We start from the raw sequence: 18,824 nt of genomic DNA, 5'->3' as shown, positions 1-18,824 counted from the left end.
ATGAAGGCCGCACTAATCGGACAAGGGATTTCTGGCTCCATGACGCCTGAGATGCACGAGGCGGAGGGCCGGGCGCAGGGTATCGATCTGAGCTACGGTAGGATCGACACTGTAAAAGAGCCATTTCGTGGAATGTCGGTCGCTGATTTACTGCGCTATTCCGTTGAATTAGGCTGTGCGGCGGTCAACGTGACACACCCCTACAAAGCATCGGTCATTGATCATCTTGATGAGCTTTCCAAGACTGCTGAGGAGCTTCAAGCTGTCAACGCGGTGGTTTTTTGTGACGACCGAATGGTTGGCCACAACACCGACTACATAGGTTTCCACAGTGCCTTCGGAGATTTTTTGGGATCATCGAAGACTGAAACGGTTCTCATGTTTGGTGCTGGTGGCGCGGGCAGTGCAGTCTCTTTGGCTTTGCTTGATTCAGGTGTTCGAGATCTGGAGATCATCGATCCTGACTTCCACCGAGCGCAGGCGCTGGTCAGTCGACTAAAGGTCTTGCGCCCTTATGCAAGGCTTCAGGGTTCCCCCTCGATTTCGTTGGATCGGGTCAAATTTGTGGACGGAGTGGTCAACGCAACACCGCTGGGGATGGACAAGTACCCCGGGTCGGTAATTGATCCATCATTGTTGCGGCCGGGTGCTTGGGTGGCAGATATCGTATATTTCCCGCTCGAGACACATCTTCTGAGCAGCGCCCGCACAATCGGGTTAAAAGTGATGAATGGGGCTGGAATGGCAGTTCATCAGGCTGCAGCGTCTTTTGAAATCTTCACCGGCTGCACCGCCTCAATCAGTCGTCTTCAAAACGTTTTCGATTCACTTCGTCAGCAGCGCATGCGCGAGTTTAGAGGTGCAACGGTATGACAAACGACGAGCAAGCTATCCGCCAATGGTGGCGCACATCTATCATCGACATGAAGCCCGGCCAGATCGCGTTTCGCGGCAACGCAATAGAGGACCTGATCGGGAACGTATCTTTCCCGCAGATGATCTGGCTGATGGTGCGGGGCGACTTGCCCAGCGACGCGCAAGCGCGCCTTTTCGAAGCTGCTTTGGTCGCAGGCGTGGATCACGGCCCACAGGCTCCCTCAATCGCGGCTGCGCGTATGGCTGCCACCTGCGGGGTAGGTCTCAATAATGCGATGGCGACTGCGGTGAACATGCTGGGCGACGTGCACGGCGGGGCAGGAGAGCAGTGTGCAGAGCTGTACAATGATACCGCAGTCCGCATGGATGCGGGAGCTTCGCTGAATGACGCTGTTCGGGATGGCTTGGGCAATTGGCGCGAGACCTACGGCAAGATCGTATCGGGCTTTGGTCACAGGTTTCACAAGCCTGTCGATCCACGCGCACCACGATTGATGCAACTTGTTCGTGATGCGGCGGCAGAAGGCACAGTTTCTGGCCGGTTTGCCGATATCGGAGAAGAGGTTCAGGCCGAACTCGGTCGTCAACGCGGCGGTCGGCCAATTGCCATGAATATCGACGGCGCGACAGCCGTGATCTTCTGCGAACTTGGCTTTCCTGCGCCCTTGTCGCGCGGATTGTTCTGCCTGTCCCGCTCGGTCGGGATACTCGCTCACGCCTGGGAGCAGATGGGGCAGGGCGGTCGCAACAAAGGGCCGATGCCTCCGAATTATTTACCCCTCTACGAAGACAGGAATGATGACACGTGAGACATCGAAATCCTTCCGGGTCGGCCTTATCGGCTGTGGTCGTATCAGTGATATCTATCTAAAAACACTATCCAAATTCTCAAACGTTGAGGTCGTGGCTTGCGCAAGCCTTGATCCTTCGGAAAGCCGCGCCAAGGCGGATCAATACGGCATCGCCAAGGCCTGCACGCCAGATGAAGTGTTTGACGATCCGACGATTGACTGCGTTCTGAATCTGACAATTCCGGCGGCGCATGCCGAAATCAGCCTGCGCGCGTTGGAGGCGGGCAAGCACGTCTATTCCGAGAAGCCGCTGGTTATGAATCGAACGGATGGTAAAGCGATCCTGCACATGGCCTCTGAAAATGGGTTACTGGTCGGTTGCGCACCCGACACATTTCTGGGCGGTCGCTGGCAGACCGTTCGGCGCTTGATCGACGAGGGTGCCATTGGCAAACCGACAGGGGTTTTTGCCCATGTCGGGACCCACGGGACGGAGCGCCACCATCCCAACCCGGATTTCTACTACCAGGCCGGTGGCGGGCCCTTGCTGGACCTTGGGCCATACTACCTGACCGCAATGATTTGCTGCCTTGGTCCCGTTGACCGGGTCGCCGGAATGGCGCGATGCACTTTCGACAAAAGGATGATCGAAAACGGCCCTCGCAACGGCGAATGGATGGACGTCGAGGTCGACACGCACTCCCTAAGCCTGCTGCAGTTCTCCTCCGGAGCTATAGGGTCGATGACCATGAGCTTCGACGTCTGGGACAGCGAAACTCCGCGGTTCGAGATCTACGGTGAAAACGGCACCATCAGCATCCCAGACCCAGACCCGGTTCATGGTGCCAATATCTTTCAAGGGGATGTCTGGCTGAAAACGCGGGAGACCTCGCGCTGGTCTCATCAGCCTCGTCCAACCGGTCGCGAAGACTGGCAGGCGGTCGAAAACAAACACGGGATCAATGAAGACAGCCGTGGGCTCGGCCTTTTGGATCTGGCCCTGGCGGCACAAGAAGGACGCCAACCCCGTGCAAGTGGAGCGCTTGCCTACCACGTTTTCGAGGTCATGGACGCGATTGAACGGGCACCGAAATTTGGCGCCTATCAGACGATAGAAAGCCGTTGCGCGGCTCCGGAGCCTTTGCCGGTCGATTTCCTTAACGATGAGAGGAAGGAGTTGGCGCATGCCGATTGAGACACTCGACTTTGCCCAGCCATTCTTTCGTGTCCAGCACATCACCGATGAAGACAGAATATCTGTCGAGGGTCGCGCAATTGTTCTGAACGTAGGGGAGCGAGACCTTTCGGTCGTGGATCAGAACGTTGCACCGCTTTCGTCTGTCATCGTGCAAGACAGCACGCTTAACAGCGTAGAACGCGCAGTCATTGTCTACGGTTTCGACGCCCATGGTGATGACAATGAGCTGTTCGCATGGGTGAAAGATACATGGCCATCCGCTTTTGATATCCGCCAAGAGGAGCGTCTGCGTGGCGTTAGCCACTACATGTCACCAAAGGTCTTCGTGGGTAACGTCGGACTGACCATGTACCATTCCGGCTCGGTCCCACTGAATGTTGGATTGCACAAGGATCATCCGTTCTGCCCGGTTCCGGGGTTCCGCGAAGTGCACACGCAAATCGTTGGCTTCGGTAAAATGCAGCAATGCCGAGAGCGGGACGTTGAGACGCTTTATCTAGAAGAATTCATGGCTCCGGGCACGACACACAAGCCTATGTATGACGCCAAAGGCAATTATCCCTGGCATCAATACGAGACGATTACCCCCAGCATCTTCATGGCGGTGGAAATGCTGCCGGAAGGCGTACGGGCCCCGGAAATGGAGGTTCAGAATGGCTGAGAGACTTCTACCCGAAGACCTGAACTTTGACGGTCCTTTCCCCCGGTTGTCCCGCCGTTTGCGGCTGGGCGTTGTTGGCGGCGGACGGATCTCTGTCACGCAGGCAACGGCCGCGCGGATGACCGACCAGTGGGAGGTCGCCGCAGGCGCGCTCAGTTCAGATGCCGAGCGCAGCAAGGCGCGCGGGGCCGAGTGGTTCCTGCCTGCCGACCGGTCCTACGCATCGTTCGAGGAGATGGCACAGGCCGAAGCGGAGCGCCCGGATGGCGTGGATGCCGTGATGATCACCACCCCGAACCACGTTCATTTTGAAGCTTCCAAAGCGTTTCTGGAGGCAGGCATTGATGTACTGTGCGACAAGCCCCTGACCAACGAAGTTGCCGAGGCCGAGGGGCTTGAGGAGATCACCGCGCGTACGGGACAAATCTTTGCTGTCGGCTATGCGATGTCGTGTTTTCCAGTAATCCGTCAGGCCAAACAAATCGTGGCGGAAGGCGGCCTCGGTAAAATCAACCAAATCCACGTCGAGTTCATGCAAGACTGGATGACGCCCGATGATGTGGCTGATGCGCCTCATGTAAAGTGGAGGCTGGACCCCAAGATTTCTGGCCCGACCAGTTGTGTCGGCGATATCGGCACCCATGCCGCGCATCTCGCCAGCTTTGTCTCGGGCCTGCCCTTGACCGACCTACGGTCCGAATTTCATGTCTGCGGCGCGCCCAAGCCTTTGGAAGACACGGTGTTCATGTTCACCCGCTATCAAAACGAGGTTCCGGGAACCCTGATGGCGACACGCCTTGCCCCAGGAAACCGGGGTGGGTTGCGGTTGCGGATCTTCGGGAGCAAAGGAGGGCTCGAGTGGGATCTGGAGAATTCGGAGCGCCTGAAGTTCAATCGGTTCGGTGAGCCGGATCGTATCATCAGCCGAGGTCACGGGCACGGCATCGGCCGCGGTGCGGAACGTCTGATCCGTACCGCGCGTGGCTTCCCCGAAGGGATTATCGAAGCCTGGGCCAACCTCTATACGGAATTTGCCATGGCCGTGGCCGCGCGTTGGGATGGCGTTACCGTTCCGGCCGATTGGCTTGCTTACCCCAGTGTCGAACAAGGCGCAGACGGTGTCCGATTCATTGATGCCTCTGTGCGCTCTCACCAGTCCGGAGGTGACTGGGTCACCATCTAATGCTCTGCCAGCATAAAGGTTAAACACGCCCGGGCTATTGCTCGGGCGTTTCTATTTTCTGCTCAGTATTAAAAGTTGATATTTTAAAAAATATCAGATATTTTTTACTACGTGTGATGAATTTAAGATTCGCAGACACGTGGAGCTGTCGTTCATGGTGAAACCCGAAGAGGCTGGCGCAAGCCCCTCTCTTTATTCCTTGGCGCATCTGACGCTGATTGGCTGTACGCCGCCCGAGTTGGTCTATATCGCCGCGCGGGCCGGTTACGATGCCGTCAGCCCTCGGTTCATTCCGATGCATGTGCCCGGTGAATTCACTCAGTCTCCAATCGACAAGGCGCAGGTTCAGGCCACCAAAACGGCTCTCTCAACCACAGGCTTGAAAGTCCTTGATGTCGAGCTTGCGCGCATCACCGAAGATGTCGATCCGCGCAGTTTTGAGCCTTCGTTGGAGGTGGGCGGGGAGCTGGGCGCCAAACGCATGATCATGAGCGCGTGGACAAACACCCGCGATGATCGTGACTTCCTGATCGACGTCTATTCTGAAACCTGCGAACTGGCGGCGCCCTACGGGCTGACAGTGGACTTGGAATTCCCAAGCTTCTCTCGCTTGCGCACTCTGGATGAGGCTCTGGATATTGTCCGCGCCTCTGATCAACCGAATGGCGGTATTCTGGTCGATACGCTTTATCTGCACCTCAGTCGCGTTGATCTCGGAGAGCTTCTGCACGTCCCCTCGGAGTTGTTTCACTTCCTGCATATCTCCGATTGCCTACCCGGGATCGCCGATACGCGAGAGGGCATGATCCAACTGGCCCGCGATGCGCGGCTCTATCCCGGCGAAGGCTGGATTGACTTCACTGGCATCATCGAACGGATGCCGCCCGTCGACTACTCCATTGAATTACCCAACCAAAGCCGCGTTGCCGAGTTGGGATATGAAGAACACGCGCGTCGCTGTCTCAGCCACGCCAAGCGAACATTCGGCGAGGCGCGGTCACAGCGTCGTGTGCCCGATGCTGCAATTCTAAAACACCAAGAGGATCATCATGGGCAAAGAGCTCACTGAAAACGACCGCAACATTGCGGCCGATATGCTGGCACGCGCCCGCGCTGCTATGGCCGAGATCGAGGATTGGGATCAGGACAGGCTGGACCGCCTGTCTCAGGCAATTGCGTGGTATGCTGGTAACGAGAAGACCTTCACGCGTCTGGCCCAGCAGGGCGTGGACGAAAGCGGTATCGGAGATCGCGAAGGGCGCCCTGCGAAGCGATTTAAGATTCACATGGTGCTGCGTGATGTTCTGCGCACGCCCTCGACGGGGATCGTCGAAGTCGACGAAGAAAAGGGGCTCGTGAAATACGCCAAACCTGCTGGTGTGATCGCATCCTTGATTCCCATGACCAACCCTGCGATGACGCCACCGGTGACCGGCGTGTCTGCCGCGAACGCCCGGAATGCGGTCATCTTCAGCCCGCACCCGCGAACCGCCCATACCACCTTTGAAATGGTCGAAGTCATGCGTGCAGCTTGTCGTGCTGCCGGTGCCCCTGAGGACTTGTTTCAGTCCATTCGCAAACCGTCGATCCCATTGACGCAACACCTGATGGAGATCTGCGACCTGACTTTGGCGACGGGAGGCAAGCCCATGGTCAAAGCAGCGTACAGTTCAGGGCGCCCGGCCTATGGTGTCGGCGCGGGCAATTCGTCCATCGTCATCGATGAAACCGCCGATCTGGACATCGCCGCGCAGAACACTCGCATTTCAAAGACCTCCGACTTTGGGTCGGGCTGCTCGGCCGACGGCAACATCATCATCCAGCGCTCAGTCTACGACGATATGGTCAAGGCGCTTCAAGCCGAGGGCGGCTACCTGTGTTCGGATGAAGAGAAGGCCATGCTCGAAGCGGCCATGTGGGATGAAAAGGGAAACCGTACGTTTCCAACCATCGCCTGTCCGCCGCAGCAAACGGCCAAGGTCGCCGGTTTTAACATCCCCGAAGATCGCAAGTTTCTGATGGTTGAAAATCAGGGGCAAATCGGCCCGCAGCATAAGTTCTCAAAGGAAAAACTGACCACTCTGATGGCGCTTTATCACTTCGATACATTCGATGACGCGCTGGATACGGTCAGTCAGATCTATAACACGGGCGGCAAAGGCCATTCCTGCGGCATCTACAGCCACAATGACGATCACATCGACCGGTTGGCGCGTTTGGCTCCGGTCAGCCGCATGATGGTGCGACAGCCTCAGTCCAAGGCCAATGCGGGTGCCTGGACCAATGGCATGCCCATGACCAGCAGCCTGGGCTGCGGCATCTGGGGCGGCAACATCACCAACGAAAACGTCACCATGAAACACATGATGAACTACACTTGGGTCAGCCGTCCGATCCCCGAGGATCGCCCCTCGGAGCCGGACTTGTTCGGTGAGTTCTACGGACAGGAGGTCGCGTGATGGACGGAGCGAAATTGGAAGGCAAAACCGTTGCTGAGCACATCGTCGATTTTCTTGAGCGTCGTGAGGTCAAACACGTGTTCGGTCTATGCGGCCACACGAATATAGCGGTTCTGGCCGCGTTGGCGGAAAGCCCCATCGATTTCGTCACCGTACGACACGAACAAATCGCCAGCCACGCGGCGGACGCCTATGCCCGCGTGACGGGCAAGGCCTCGGTGGTGCTGTCCCACCTCTCCCCGGGACTGACCAATTGCGCCACCGGGGTCGCCAACGCGGCCTTGGACTGTATCCCGATGGTGGTGATCGCGGGCGATATTCCCACGCACTACTACGGCAAACATCCACATCAGGAAGTGAACCTCCATGCCGACGCCGCCCAGTGGGAGATCTATCGACCCTTCGTAAAACGCGCCTGGCGGGTCGACCGCGCAGATTTAATGGCCGAGATTCTTGAAAAGGCGTTCCATCTGGCTGAAAGCGGCCAGCCCGGGCCGGTACTGGTCAATGTCCCCATGGACATCTTTTCAGAGGTGATCCCCTCGGACAGTTTCGACCGTATCCGCGAAAACACGCGCGCTCTCAAGAAACCGTCGATTGACGACGAGACAGCGCGAGAGATTGTCGAAGCGTTGGTTAAAGCCGAAAACCCAGTCGCTTATGTCGGTGGCGGTATCCTTTTGGCACAAGCCAGTGAGGAGTTACGCGAGTTCGTTGAACACATGGGGTTGCCAGTCGCGCATTCCCTGATGGGTAAAGGCGCGTTGCGGGACGACCACCCGCTTGTGCTGGGAATGACCGGGTTTTGGGGCACCGAATTGGTCAACCAGTCCTGCTTGAATGCGGACTACATCTTTGCCGTGGGAACACGGTTCAAAGAGGCTGATTGTTCAAGTTGGTACCCTGGCTACACGTTCAACATTCCAGGATCGAAGGTCATTCATATCGACATTGAGCCGCAGGAGATCGGTCGGAACTATCCCACCGAGATCGGAGTCGTCGCGGACGCCAAGGCCGCATTGCGCGTCCTCAACCGGGTCGCCCGCGAGATGTATCCGGACGGTTTCAAGCGCCCCGCTCTGGAACAGAAGATCGCTGGCTTCCGGACGGACTTCAAAGCGCGCAACGTGGAAATGGCGACCTCATCGGCCTTTCCAATGATGCCCGAGCGTATTCTGGCAGATACCCGCAAGGCACTGCCCGAGGATGCCATCATCACCACGGACGTTGGGTGGAACAAGAACGGTGTCGGGCAACAGTTCGACATTTTGACGCCGGGTTCAATCCTGACCCCAGGCGGGTTCGCGACGATGGGTTTCGGTCCTCCGGGTGCGATCGGCGCGAAACTGGCGGCACCTGATCGCGTTGTCCTCAGTCTGGTCGGTGATGGTGGCTTCGGTCAAAACCCGTCGATGCTCGCAACGGCCGTCGAACTCGATCTGGGCATTATCTGGCTGGTTATGAACAACAACGCCTTCGGAACCATAGCAGGTCTGCAAAAGGCGCATTACGGTCTGACCTATGGAACAACGTTCCCCGGATCAGCCGCAGCTCCCGCAAACGGGCCGGGTTATGCAGACATTGCAAGAGCTTATGGCGCGGAAGGGCACAGGCTCAGCGCTGCTGACGAGTTGTTGCCCGCATTAGAAGCTGCAATTGCCAGCGGCAAACCAACTGTCCTTGATGTCCCAATGATTAACAACCCGACGCCAACTACCGGACATTGGAACATCCTCGACATTTATTCGCCGGACAAGGACGTTTCTCACGTCGCGACCTGACGATACTGAGCGCGGTAAGCCGCGCCAGTCTTTTACTTTCAATAGGCCCAAGTCAGCCAACCCTTCTGAGAGCCTGCAATGCCCCAAGAAGATCTAACTGTTTTTATAGCCTTAGCATATCGTTTTGGCTCACGCCTTACCGCCCCGTGGGACGAAGTGGAACGCGTCAACGCTGAATGGCAACGGCAAGCCCGCCCACAATCAAGAAGGCCGCGAACTCAACTCAGCAGGCAAAATAGACAGAAAGAAACTTGAACGCGCGTTATCAGAAGCCAACAAGCTGCTACCGCGTCGTATCGAACTTTTCGAGATGGGTATTCTTGAAGGAGTCGAAGGTGAGGCAAAGTTCACTGATGGCAAAGAGCGCACTTCGGTTGCCATGGAGTTGTTGGCCAGCTTTGACGAGAAGGAGCAGGCGTTCGAGTTCAATCCGGCGACAGCTTCCAAGTATGTCACGGCACTGGATGAAATGATCTCTTATATGCAAGTACACGACGTCAATCCGAACCCAAAGGCACTTGACGCGGTGCGCGGCTTGATTTCAGAGATCGTTGTGTCTCCGACCTAGGAAGACGGCGTGCCGGTCGAGGTGAAAGGCCGTCTTAGTGCCTTGATTTCAAACCGTTCCAAAAAGGTGGGGGGTTTGGTGGTAGCGGAGGAGGGACTTGAACCCCCGACACGCGGATTATGATTCCGCTGCTCTAACCAACTGAGCTACTCCGCCACGAGTGAGAGGCGATTTAAGGGAGGGGTCCGGCAGGGTCAAGAGGGAAATGGCGGTCCGTGGCGGAATCTTTCACTCTTTGGGCTGACCTGCCGATTCCAATCGGGATGAGCGGCAATTATCGGCAATCTTTCGGATGAACGATGCGCAAATTTCCGGGATGGTGATGAGGATCATATGGCCGTGCTTGCCAGTTTCCTCGTAGGTCAGGCCGAATTCTGTCATCGGAGGGCCGTGCTGCGCGGCTGAGAGGATGGCGTCCTGAGTGCCATAAAGAATACCGCCCGGCACTTGTAATTCAGGGTAGCGGCGGCATTGGTCTTCGATGCTGGTATCCACGCCAACCACGTCCTGCGAGGCTGTGATGAAGGCCGATGGGCGCAGCCCCAGGGCACCCCCCGCCCGGTCCAGGAAATCCGCCGGGGCGGGCTCGGGCTCAAAAACGGCGCTCAGAACATGGGGCGCTGTCTTTGCCGCCAGCGGCACGGCGATCGTATTGCCGATCAGGTTGCGTAACCAGGCAGTCCGGATTTCCAGCGGTTTGAAAACCTGTGGCGGCGCGGGCATTTGCTGTGTCAGCGGGGCCAGCAACGCGAGCCCCGCAATCCGGTCGGGATATTCAAGGGCCATCGCCAGCGACACCGCCCCGCCCAGAGAATGCCCGACCAGAATGACGTCGGTGACCGATTTTTGGTCCAGAAACTCCTGTATCATCCGGGCCTGCTCCGGAAGGGTGCCCAACGACGGGTCGTCCCGGGTAGAATACCCGCAGCCGGGGCGATCAAGGGCAATGACGTGGAAATCGTCCGTCAATTCGTCCATCAGCGCATAGGTGTAATGCTGTAGCTGCCCCGACAGACCGTGGATCATCACGATGGTCTGGTTGGTGGGATCTCCACGCTCGACATAGTGGATGCTGCCGCCATCAACCGCGACCACCTGACCCGGTTGAGGCACCCTTTCGAACCCCTTTTTGGTCAGCCGCCGCGTCCAAAGGTTCATGGCCAGCAGAAAGAGGCCCAGTGCGCCCAGCAAGATCAGGATAGTCGTCATCTACAATTCTCCATTCGGCGTGGGCACTGGACGGTATTGTTCCAAACCCGCCTGCGCCATCCTCTTTTCGTACTCCGCCACGGTGCCGGGCCACAGCGTGGTGTTGCGCCCTTGCGCATCCTGATACCACGATGTGCAGCCGCCAGTCTGCCAGACGCTGTCGGTGTGCCGTTCGCGCATCTCGCGTGTGAACTCATCCTGTTTCGCGGCATCCGGCATGATGACCTTCAGCCCTTTTTTCTTCATCTGCGCCAGAACGCGGCCAATGTGTTTCACTTGGGCTTCAATCATCAGAACAACCGAGTTGTGCCCCAGCCCGGTATGCGGCCCCAGCAATATGAAGAAGTTCGGGAAACCGGCGATCGCGGTGCCCAGATTGGCCTGCATTCCGTCGCCCCAAGCTTTGTGCAGTGTAATTTCGTTGACGCCCGAGATGTCCAGTCGTTGCACCACATCCGTGACGTGAAAGCCGGTCCCCCAGATTAGAACGTCAGCCTGAACCGTGCTGCCATCTGTTGCGATGATCTGGTCGGACTCAATGGATGCCACCCCTTGCGGAACCAGGTGGACGTTGTCGCGGGCCAGTGCCGGGTACCAGTCGTTCGAGCTCAGGATACGTTTGCACCCGATCCGATAACCGGGCGTCAGCATCTTCTGCTTGGTAGGATCCGGGATCGCGCCAGTCAGTGATTTACGCCACATTTTCATTGCGAAATTCACCATGCGCGCCTCGCCGCGAAATACTTTGTGGCGGTACTCAAAAATCATGTAGATCAGCTTGCGCCGCAGGCGTGGCAGCAGGGGGACGTGACGGTAGAGGCGACGTACCCATGGTGCAATCGGGCCGTCAGGGCGCGGCAGGACATAAGGCGGGCTGCGCTGGAAAACGGTGACGTCCGCCGCGGATTTGGCGACTTCGGGCACGAACTGAACCGCGGATGCGCCAGTGCCCACAACCGCGACGCGTTTGCCGGCCAATGGGACGTCGTGTTCCCATTCGGCGGAATGAAAGCAAGGGCCGGGAAAGCTCTCGGCGCCGGGGATATCCGGAATGTTCGGCACATGCAGCGCACCAATTGCCGAGACCAGAAAGCTTGCGGTCCAGTGCTGACCTTCATGTGTTTCGACCTGCCAGCTTGTGCCGTCCCATCTGGCAGATTTCAGGCTTTGGTGAAAATGGCACAGATCGTACAGGCCCTCGGCGCGGGCGATCTTCTGCAGATAGGACTGAATCTCGGCTCCGCCCGCATAAGCCCGGCTCCAGTCCGGGTTCGGGTGGGTAGCCATTGAATAGAGATGCGAGGGGATATCACAGGCAACGCCGGGATAAGTATTCTCGCGCCAGGTCCCGCCGATATCGCCTGCTTTTTCAAGGATGGCGATGTCGGCAACGCCGCGCTTTCGCGCCTCCAGCGCCATGGTCAGCCCGGAAAACCCGGCGCCGACGATCAGCATGTCAGTCACGTTTTCCAACGTTTGCCCCTCCGGTGACGGTCCGATTGAAGCCCCGGGCAGAATAGAAGTTTTATCGCGCGTGTGAACAGGGCGACGTTAGGGCAGTGTAACGGCGGGGCACGTTACCGTCGACGGTTGGCTCAGAACTCCAACCGTTCCGTGCGCCCGTGTTCAAACAGCCGGTAGTTCAGAACATCGGCTTCGGGCACGCCGGCTTCCAGCGCAAAGACAAAGGCATGGGTCAGATAGAAGCAGGCCGCGTCCAGGTCGCGAACGGCTTCACGCTCGTCCGCGGCCTGTGTGTAATAGCGGACAAGGTCTACGTGGTCGCCTCGGGAATGTGCATCCAGCAGCAGCCGATCCAGCGTAGCCCGTTGATCTTGTTCTGTCCGATCCTTCACCCGGCCGTTCCTCAGACTGTCCGGCCGTTTTCGATCTGCGTGGCCACCCAGTGGTGGAAGCAATGGGTCGGTCCATCCATCGCCGGGGAAAACCGCCCGCCGTCAAACAGAACGCCGTGCCGACCTTTCTGCATGCCTTCCACGACGAAAACATCCTCTTCAAAAACGGTTTTCCATAGCTGCGCGTTCGAGGCGCGCAACCCGTCATGCTCGGGCGTTTCGGCTTCGCTCTTGGCGTAATACAGCTCGATATGTTCCACTGTGTTCTCCTGATCGACAGGCTCGAGAACGATGGCAAAGCTGTGGTCGCGCTGGACGCCCAACAGCACATTGGGATACAGCGCGACATATTCCGCGCCCTCATCCCACTTGTCGCTCAGGCCGGCAAAATCCTGCAGCGTGGCACCGTCCTGATCTGTCAGTTGACGGTAAACCAGCGTTCCCTGGCCCGAGTAGTGGTTGCGCGCTTCGATATTATAGTGATCTTCCAGACGGGAATAGCTGTTGAGACCGGGATGCACCCACGGCAAATGATAGCTTTCGCAATAGTTCTCGACTGCGAGCTTCCAGTTGGACTTGACCTCAAGCTTGAAGGACGATGTCTCTCCGCCGTGAAAGATAGGCTGTTCAAATTCGCCCCAGCGTTCCATCAGCGGTCCGTGAACCTCTTCGAAATCGGGTGCGTTGCCGCTGACATTGACGAAGATCACGTCACGCCAGACGTAAGACCGAATCCGAACCAGCCCCAGATCGTCCTTGTCGATATCTTCATGCTTGTTCTGTCCCGGCCCCCCCACATGAGGCGTCGCATGCAGCTTGCCTTTCAGGCTGTAGCACCAGCTGTGATAGGGACAGCGGATGGCACCGCCGATTTTTCTGGGCGTATCCACCAGGATCATTCCACGATGCCGGCAGGTGTTCTGAAACACGCCGATCTCGCCGTCGCGGTCGCGCACGATCAACAGGGGCATACCCAGAAAGTCCACTGGTTTGGCGTCTCCTTCCTCGGGGACGTCCTTGCCAAACCCGATACCAGACCAATTCGAAAACAGGACCGACTGTTTTTCTTCGGCAAAAACCACCGGGTCGATATAATGTTCGTTCGGCAGGCCGTTTGCGATATTCACATCGTTCAGAACGGATGACAGAACACTATGCTTGTTCATCGGGCTCTCCTGACTCTTGGCTGGATGCATTTCAATCGTTTTGACGGAACCGCTGCCCCCGCTTCAATATCAGAAATCCTCATCACAGCTTGACCTGATCTAATCCGAATTCTGACGCACTTCCTGAATGATCCAGTTCTTGAGCGCGCGTGCATTCTCGGTCAGTTCCTCTTCCGGCCGGCCGACCAGGTAGAACTGGTTGGGGGCCGTCAGGCGATGCGGGCCGATCGGAACCAGTTTCCCGGATTGCAACATAGGCCTGATCAGGCGTTGCCATCCAAGCGCCAGTCCTGCGCCCTTGCGCGCAAGCTGCAAGGCCACCGAGTAGCTGTTGACGCGTGTTTCCACCGGGATGTTTCCTGAATACCCCAGAATTTGAAACCAGTCCGGCCATGTCGTCCAGGTCTGATCCTCTGAATCCAGATGAATAAGCCGCTGGGCGGCCAATTGTTCCAAATCCGCCCCCGCAAGTCTTTCGGCCGTGTCCGGGCTGCCGACCGCGATCAGCTGATCTCGGTACAGCGGGGTATGCGACAGCGTAGGGTCATTGTCCTTGCCGTATCGGATGAAGAAATCAATCTCGGGCCGGTTCCTGAAAGGACGATCCTGCGAGATCTGATCGACATTGACTTCAGGCGTTTCCCGCCAGAACCGGATGATGGAGGGTGACAGCCACAATGCGGCGACGGCCGTTGTCGATCCGACGGTCACCTTGCCGCCCGACGTGCGGTCGCGGATCGTCGCCAGCGTTTTTGAGATGCGCCCGAAGGACGTGGACAATGCCTCGTACAATGCCCTTCCGTCCTCGGTCAGGTCCACACCGCGATGCTTGCGTTGAAAAAGCGCTGTATCCAGATCGCCTTCCAGCGCCTTGATCTGATGGCTGACTGCGCCGGGTGTGACTGACAATTCCTCGGCGGCGTTCTTGAAGCTCAGATGCCGTGCTGCTGCCTCGAAGGCGGAAAGGGTGGTCAAAGGCGGCAGTTTATAATGGCGTCTGGACATGCGTAATCAGTACTCGGTTTAGGATCATTCAAGTGAATAATGGAATTTTCTCGGTTGTAGAACTGATTTTGTTAAACAATAGATGCATCTGTCAGTCACAAATGGCGGCTGGGGTCGGCAATGGGTCGGATAGTGTCGGTAAACGCCGAATACGACCGAAATCGACCTTGTATGCAGACGAACCAATGAGGGTCGAGTACAATGGGCTGCAAAAAACGCCGTTGAACAGGTCCGCAGACAGTTTCGGGTTCCGTGCCAATTCTGGGCGTCACCCGTATGAAAAAAAACTGGAAGGCCAGGGCGCAGCACGTGTTTTCGGACCAGGTTGCGCTGAAATCTGTGCGTATGGGAGCGCGCGTTGGCACTTCCCGGGGTTGAAAGGGTTTCATGTGTACCCCGGCCGCATGCCCGGTCGTCAGCTACATCAGGACGTCGGCGCGAAGGCGCATACGCAACCACGTAGACCCCCAAAATAATGACATCGCCATGGAGGAGAGAATATGTCAGTACCCGAACCGTTCACGGATCTCGAGATAGAAACGGCGGATGCCGGTTTCTACGAGAACTACAGCGTCCCGATCGCCCTGATCAGCAAAGGGATCATGGTCGCGCTCGTACTTTGGGCGCTGGTGTTCCCGGCCAATGCGAACAGCACGCTCGGCAGCTGGAACGGCAGGCTGCTTGAAGTATTCAACAGCTTCTACGTTATCATCGTCGGGCTGTTCTTCTTCTTCCTTGCCATCGTTGCGATCCTGCCATCCACCGGCCGGCGGATCATGGGCACACCGGGTGAGAAGCCCGAATTCTCGAATTTCTCGTGGTTCTCGATGATGTTCGGCGCGGGTCTGGGTGTTGGCCTGATGGTGTTTGCCACCGCCGAACCTCTGGGCCTATGGGGCTCGAACCCAGTTGTGGTCTCGGGCGCGGTCGAGGGCAACTCGCCTGAGGCGTTGCAATCCGCATATCGCTTCACATACCTGCACTACGGCTTCCACGCCTGGGCAATCTACGTGGTAACCGGGCTGTCGCTGGCGTATTACGCCTATACGCGCAACATGCCCCTGACGATCCGCTCGGCGCTGACGCCTCTGTTTGGCCGCCTGATGAACGGGTTTCTGGGCCACACCGTGGACGTTCTGGGTGTTGTGGCGACTATTCTGGGTGTCTCGGTCACCATCGGCTACGGCGTCAGCCAGTTCATCGACGGTCTTTATGCCATCACCGGCATGCAGTGGATCATGGATATGGGCGGCGAGGTGCCGACCCCCAGCAAAGTCGGTCTGATTTCGGGCCTGGTCGTCATCATGGGCCTGTCGATCATTTCGGCGGTTTCCGGTGTTGGCCGGGGCGTCAAGTACCTGTCGAACCTGAACCTTGTGCTGTCGATCATCCTGCTGGGCACGTTCATCGTCTTCGGCTCGTTTGTCTTCGCCATGACCACCTACGGCTCGGCGATGGTGGACTACATCCTGCACTTCCTGTCGCTCAGCTTTAATGCCTATGGCCCGCTGTCGGCCGAAGCTTTTGCAGCAGCTCTGCCCGCCGAGGCGCAGGCGCATGCGGCTGACCTGATGGGCGGCGCAACCAATGCCTGGGGCAGCTTTGACGGCTTCAAGGGCGGTCTGGAAGGTGCAGCCGCCGAATTGGACGAAGCCACCCTGACCGCGGCTTATGCAGCAGGCGAGCAGGGCCGTCAGTTCGGCTGGCAGGCAGGCTGGACCACATTCTACTGGGCCTGGTGGATCGCGTTCTCGCCCTTCGTGGGCCTGTTCCTGGCGCGCATCTCAAAGGGTCGCAGCGTGCGCGAGTTCATCCTGGGTTGCGTCTTCGCACCGGCACTTGTCTGCTTTGCATGGATGACCGTTCTGGGCGGCACCGCGATCGATCTGGAACTGGCAGGCGCGGCGGAAGGCGCGATCATCGGGGCGTCGAATACGAACAAACTGTTCGTGACACTGTCCTACATGATCGACGGCGGGCTGCTGTCCATGCTGAACGTCATGTGCGTGATCCTGATCATGACCTTCCTGGTGACCTCTGCGGACTCGGGCATTCTGGTAATGAACACCATCATGTCCGGCGGCAGCCAGGAAACCGGTATCAAGCACCGCATCATCTGGGGTGTGATCCTGACGGCCGTGATCGGCGCACTGGTCCTCGCTGCGGGTGAAAACAACCCAATGGATGCGCTGCGCAATGCGATGATTATCGGTGCACTGCCCTTTACCATGGTGATGGGCCTGATGTGCATCGCGCTGGGCAAGGCGTTGTTCCGCGACGGACAGCGTGAAAAGCACGGTGTCTCTACCCAAGCCGCCGAATAATCGGATAGCGAAAGACAAGATCAGGCGCCGCCCCGACAGGGGCGGCGCTTTTGGTTTTGAAACGGTGTCGGTTCCTGCAAACAGATTTCGGAATCAGTGAGGTGCGCGACCTGCGAATCCCCCATTCTGTCTAACAAGATTGGAGGATTGCCCCATGAACATTCGTACCGCAACGCGCTCGGGCGGACGCTCGGCCCGCCGCGCCAAGCGAACCGCGCCAAACTTTGAGATGTTGCCCGGACTGACCCGGGGCATCCCGCTATGCGAGGTGATGGACGGCGCCCAGGTTGAGCGCATCGACAACGCCTCGATGGACATTCTGGAAAATGTCGGCGTGCAGTTCCGCGACCCCATTGCGCTGGAAGACTGGAAAAAGGCCGGTGCCAGGGTCGAGGGAGAGCTGGTCTATCTGGATCGCGGATTGGTTCGTGAACTGATTGCCACAATCCCTTCGGATTTCACCTATCACGCCCGCAACCCGCAAAAGAACGTGCGGCTGGGTGGCCGGCATTCGATCTTCGTGCCGATGACCGGCGCGCCGTTCCTGCGTGATCTCGACGACGTGCGCCGCAATCCGACGCTGGACGATCTGGCCATGTTCCACAAGCTGAGCCACATGATGCCGGCGCTGCATTCGTCGGCCCATCATATCGTGGAACCCTACGATCACCCGATCAGTCAGCGCCACCTGCGCATCACCTATTCTTCGATGAAACATTCGGACAAGACGTTCATGGGCATGACCACCAGCCCCAAGAACGCCGAGGACGTGATGGACATGTGCGCAATCCTGTTCGGGGAAGAGTTCCTTGAGGATCACCCCGTCACCACCGGCAACTGCAACGGCAACTCGCCATTGGTCTGGGACGAAACCATGCTGGGCGCGATGCGTGCCTTCTGCCGCCGCAAGCAGCCGGTACTGTGCTCGCCCTTCGTGTTGGGCGGTGCCAACACGCCCGCCAGCGTACCCGCAACCGTCGCGCAGCTGAACGCCGAGGCGCTGAGCGCGCTGGCCTACACACAGGTGATCCGCAGGGGCGCGCCCGCGATTTACGGCCACTACCTGTCAACCGTGTCGATGAAATCCGGCGCACCGATGGCGGGCACGCCCGAAATCAGTCTGATGAATTTCATGATCGGTCAGATGGCGCGGTACTACGACGTGCCGTGGCGTACCTCAAACACGCTTGGCGGGGCCAAGACCTTCGATGCGCAGGCCGGTTACGAATCTGCCACGACCCTGCAGGCTGTGATCCATGCCGGGGCCAATTACATCTGGCACTCGGCAGGCTGGAACGAGGCCGGGATGCACTGTTCGGTCGCCAAGTTCATCGTGGATGCTGAACAATGCGCCATGGCCTATCGCATGGCCGAAGGTCCGAAATGGCACGATTTCGATCAGGCTCTTGCCGCGGTGCCGGATGTGGGGCCGGGCGGTCACTATCTGGGTCATCCGCACACACAGGACAATTTTCAGACCGCGTTCTTCATGCCCGAAATGTTCGACAACAATTCGATCGAGCAATGGACGGCTGAGGGCGAGGTTGAGATCACCGAACGCGCTCTGAACCACGCCCGCAAGCTGCTGGCCGAGTATCAGGAGCCCACGCTGGATCTGGCCAAGAACGAGGAACTGCTGGATTACATCGCGCGCCGCGAACGGGAAATACCTGCAGCGGACGAACTGAACCAGACGTATTGATCATCTCTCCCCCCACTGGCCCGCCGGGAATCGGCGGGTCTTTTT

General features: G+C 58.1%; 16 protein-coding genes and 1 tRNA gene. 11 read left to right on the top strand and 6 right to left on the bottom strand.

From position 1 onward, the window contains the following. The 9 genes from ACR0J8_RS15770 to ACR0J8_RS15730 all read left to right on the top strand — a co-directional run bounded on the left by ACR0J8_RS15770 (nucleotide 1) and on the right by ACR0J8_RS15730 (nucleotide 9,517). Nucleotides 1-873 carry a shikimate dehydrogenase gene (locus tag ACR0J8_RS15770; protein WP_480526125.1) on the top strand — a complete coding sequence of 291 codons (873 nt, stop codon included), beginning with the start codon at nucleotides 1-3 and terminating at the stop codon, nucleotides 871-873. Then, the gene (locus ACR0J8_RS15765; protein WP_480526126.1) at nucleotides 870-1,685 is read left to right on the top strand and encodes a citryl-CoA lyase; all 816 of its coding nucleotides are present in this window, start codon (nucleotides 870-872) and stop codon (nucleotides 1,683-1,685) included. Before ACR0J8_RS15770 ends, ACR0J8_RS15765 begins: the two co-directional genes overlap by 4 nt. Then, the gene (locus ACR0J8_RS15760) at nucleotides 1,675-2,862 is read left to right on the top strand and encodes a Gfo/Idh/MocA family protein (RefSeq protein WP_480891057.1); all 1,188 of its coding nucleotides are present in this window, start codon (nucleotides 1,675-1,677) and stop codon (nucleotides 2,860-2,862) included. The genes ACR0J8_RS15765 and ACR0J8_RS15760 overlap by 11 nt, the downstream gene beginning before the upstream one ends. Further along, nucleotides 2,852-3,526, top strand: coding sequence for a hypothetical protein (locus ACR0J8_RS15755; protein WP_480526130.1), 675 nt, complete (start codon nucleotides 2,852-2,854; stop codon nucleotides 3,524-3,526). The genes ACR0J8_RS15760 and ACR0J8_RS15755 overlap by 11 nt, the downstream gene beginning before the upstream one ends. Beyond that, a complete protein-coding gene (locus ACR0J8_RS15750) occupies nucleotides 3,519-4,709 on the top strand; it encodes a Gfo/Idh/MocA family protein (RefSeq protein ID WP_480891054.1) in 1,191 nt (396 codons plus the stop codon). Before ACR0J8_RS15755 ends, ACR0J8_RS15750 begins: the two co-directional genes overlap by 8 nt. A gap of 154 nt (nucleotides 4,710-4,863) precedes the next feature. After that, a complete protein-coding gene (locus ACR0J8_RS15745) occupies nucleotides 4,864-5,778 on the top strand; it encodes a sugar phosphate isomerase/epimerase family protein (protein ID WP_480526133.1) in 915 nt (304 codons plus the stop codon). Further along, nucleotides 5,759-7,168, top strand: coding sequence for an aldehyde dehydrogenase family protein (locus tag ACR0J8_RS15740; protein WP_480526135.1), 1,410 nt, complete (start codon nucleotides 5,759-5,761; stop codon nucleotides 7,166-7,168). Before ACR0J8_RS15745 ends, ACR0J8_RS15740 begins: the two co-directional genes overlap by 20 nt. After that, entirely contained in the window at nucleotides 7,168-8,949 is a 1,782-nt protein-coding gene (locus tag ACR0J8_RS15735) for a thiamine pyrophosphate-binding protein (RefSeq protein WP_480526137.1), read from the top strand. Before ACR0J8_RS15740 ends, ACR0J8_RS15735 begins: the two co-directional genes overlap by 1 nt. A gap of 124 nt (nucleotides 8,950-9,073) precedes the next feature. Continuing rightward, nucleotides 9,074-9,517 carry a hypothetical protein gene (locus ACR0J8_RS15730; protein ID WP_480526139.1) on the top strand — a complete coding sequence of 148 codons (444 nt, stop codon included), beginning with the start codon at nucleotides 9,074-9,076 and terminating at the stop codon, nucleotides 9,515-9,517. A gap of 79 nt (nucleotides 9,518-9,596) precedes the next feature. On the opposite strand, the gene ACR0J8_RS15725 is transcribed toward ACR0J8_RS15730, so the two are convergent. The 6 genes from ACR0J8_RS15725 to ACR0J8_RS15700 all read right to left on the bottom strand — a co-directional run bounded on the left by ACR0J8_RS15725 (nucleotide 9,597) and on the right by ACR0J8_RS15700 (nucleotide 14,753). Then, nucleotides 9,597-9,673: transfer RNA gene (locus ACR0J8_RS15725), tRNA-Met, on the bottom strand. A gap of 72 nt (nucleotides 9,674-9,745) precedes the next feature. After that, nucleotides 9,746-10,726: an alpha/beta fold hydrolase gene (locus ACR0J8_RS15720; RefSeq protein WP_480526167.1), complete on the bottom strand. Its 981-nt coding sequence runs from the start codon at nucleotides 10,724-10,726 to the stop codon at nucleotides 9,746-9,748. After that, nucleotides 10,727-12,190 carry a flavin-containing monooxygenase gene (locus tag ACR0J8_RS15715; protein ID WP_480526302.1) on the bottom strand — a complete coding sequence of 488 codons (1,464 nt, stop codon included), beginning with the start codon at nucleotides 12,188-12,190 and terminating at the stop codon, nucleotides 10,727-10,729. Nucleotides 12,191-12,321: 131 nt separating this feature from the next. After that, the gene (locus tag ACR0J8_RS15710) at nucleotides 12,322-12,582 is read right to left on the bottom strand and encodes a hypothetical protein (RefSeq protein WP_480526169.1); all 261 of its coding nucleotides are present in this window, start codon (nucleotides 12,580-12,582) and stop codon (nucleotides 12,322-12,324) included. An 11-nt stretch (nucleotides 12,583-12,593) separates the two neighbouring features. After that, nucleotides 12,594-13,748, bottom strand: a complete 1,155-nt coding sequence (locus tag ACR0J8_RS15705) for an aromatic ring-hydroxylating oxygenase subunit alpha (RefSeq protein ID WP_170805921.1) — start codon at nucleotides 13,746-13,748, stop codon at nucleotides 12,594-12,596. A gap of 99 nt (nucleotides 13,749-13,847) precedes the next feature. Continuing rightward, complete coding sequence (locus ACR0J8_RS15700) at nucleotides 13,848-14,753, bottom strand: LysR substrate-binding domain-containing protein (protein ID WP_480526171.1); 906 nt, start codon at nucleotides 14,751-14,753, stop codon at nucleotides 13,848-13,850. Between the two features lie 500 nt (nucleotides 14,754-15,253). Between ACR0J8_RS15700 and ACR0J8_RS15695 the strand changes: the two genes are divergently transcribed. Together ACR0J8_RS15695 and ACR0J8_RS15690 are read left to right on the top strand one after the other, a co-directional pair. Next, nucleotides 15,254-17,077, top strand: coding sequence for a BCCT family transporter (locus ACR0J8_RS15695; protein ID WP_170681632.1), 1,824 nt, complete (start codon nucleotides 15,254-15,256; stop codon nucleotides 17,075-17,077). A gap of 154 nt (nucleotides 17,078-17,231) precedes the next feature. Next, the gene (locus ACR0J8_RS15690; protein ID WP_480891048.1) at nucleotides 17,232-18,779 is read left to right on the top strand and encodes a trimethylamine methyltransferase family protein; all 1,548 of its coding nucleotides are present in this window, start codon (nucleotides 17,232-17,234) and stop codon (nucleotides 18,777-18,779) included. Nucleotides 18,780-18,824 lie beyond the last annotated feature (45 nt).

It is taken from the genome of Ruegeria sp. N11 (genome assembly GCF_056531525.1).
Note: the sequence above shows the minus strand (reverse complement) of the source record. Positions and strands in the feature narration are given on the sequence as shown.

What these genes read in the sequence shown, in the direction of transcription:
- ACR0J8_RS15700 (WP_480526171.1), bottom strand. Translation starts at nt 14,753, where the DNA reads ATGTCCAGACGCCATTATAAACTGCCGCCTTTGACCACCCTTTCCGCC.
- ACR0J8_RS15690 (WP_480891048.1), top strand. Translation starts at nt 17,232, where the DNA reads ATGAACATTCGTACCGCAACGCGCTCGGGCGGACGCTCGGCCCGCCGC.
- ACR0J8_RS15750 (WP_480891054.1), top strand. Translation starts at nt 3,519, where the DNA reads ATGGCTGAGAGACTTCTACCCGAAGACCTGAACTTTGACGGTCCTTTC.
- ACR0J8_RS15765 (WP_480526126.1), top strand. Translation starts at nt 870, where the DNA reads ATGACAAACGACGAGCAAGCTATCCGCCAATGGTGGCGCACATCTATC.
- ACR0J8_RS15740 (WP_480526135.1), top strand. Translation starts at nt 5,759, where the DNA reads ATGGGCAAAGAGCTCACTGAAAACGACCGCAACATTGCGGCCGATATG.
- ACR0J8_RS15705 (WP_170805921.1), bottom strand. Translation starts at nt 13,748, where the DNA reads ATGAACAAGCATAGTGTTCTGTCATCCGTTCTGAACGATGTGAATATC.
- ACR0J8_RS15695 (WP_170681632.1), top strand. Translation starts at nt 15,254, where the DNA reads ATGTCAGTACCCGAACCGTTCACGGATCTCGAGATAGAAACGGCGGAT.
- ACR0J8_RS15755 (WP_480526130.1), top strand. Translation starts at nt 2,852, where the DNA reads ATGCCGATTGAGACACTCGACTTTGCCCAGCCATTCTTTCGTGTCCAG.
- ACR0J8_RS15720 (WP_480526167.1), bottom strand. Translation starts at nt 10,726, where the DNA reads ATGACGACTATCCTGATCTTGCTGGGCGCACTGGGCCTCTTTCTGCTG.
- ACR0J8_RS15735 (WP_480526137.1), top strand. Translation starts at nt 7,168, where the DNA reads ATGGACGGAGCGAAATTGGAAGGCAAAACCGTTGCTGAGCACATCGTC.
- ACR0J8_RS15745 (WP_480526133.1), top strand. Translation starts at nt 4,864, where the DNA reads ATGGTGAAACCCGAAGAGGCTGGCGCAAGCCCCTCTCTTTATTCCTTG.
- ACR0J8_RS15760 (WP_480891057.1), top strand. Translation starts at nt 1,675, where the DNA reads ATGACACGTGAGACATCGAAATCCTTCCGGGTCGGCCTTATCGGCTGT.
- ACR0J8_RS15770 (WP_480526125.1), top strand. Translation starts at nt 1, where the DNA reads ATGAAGGCCGCACTAATCGGACAAGGGATTTCTGGCTCCATGACGCCT.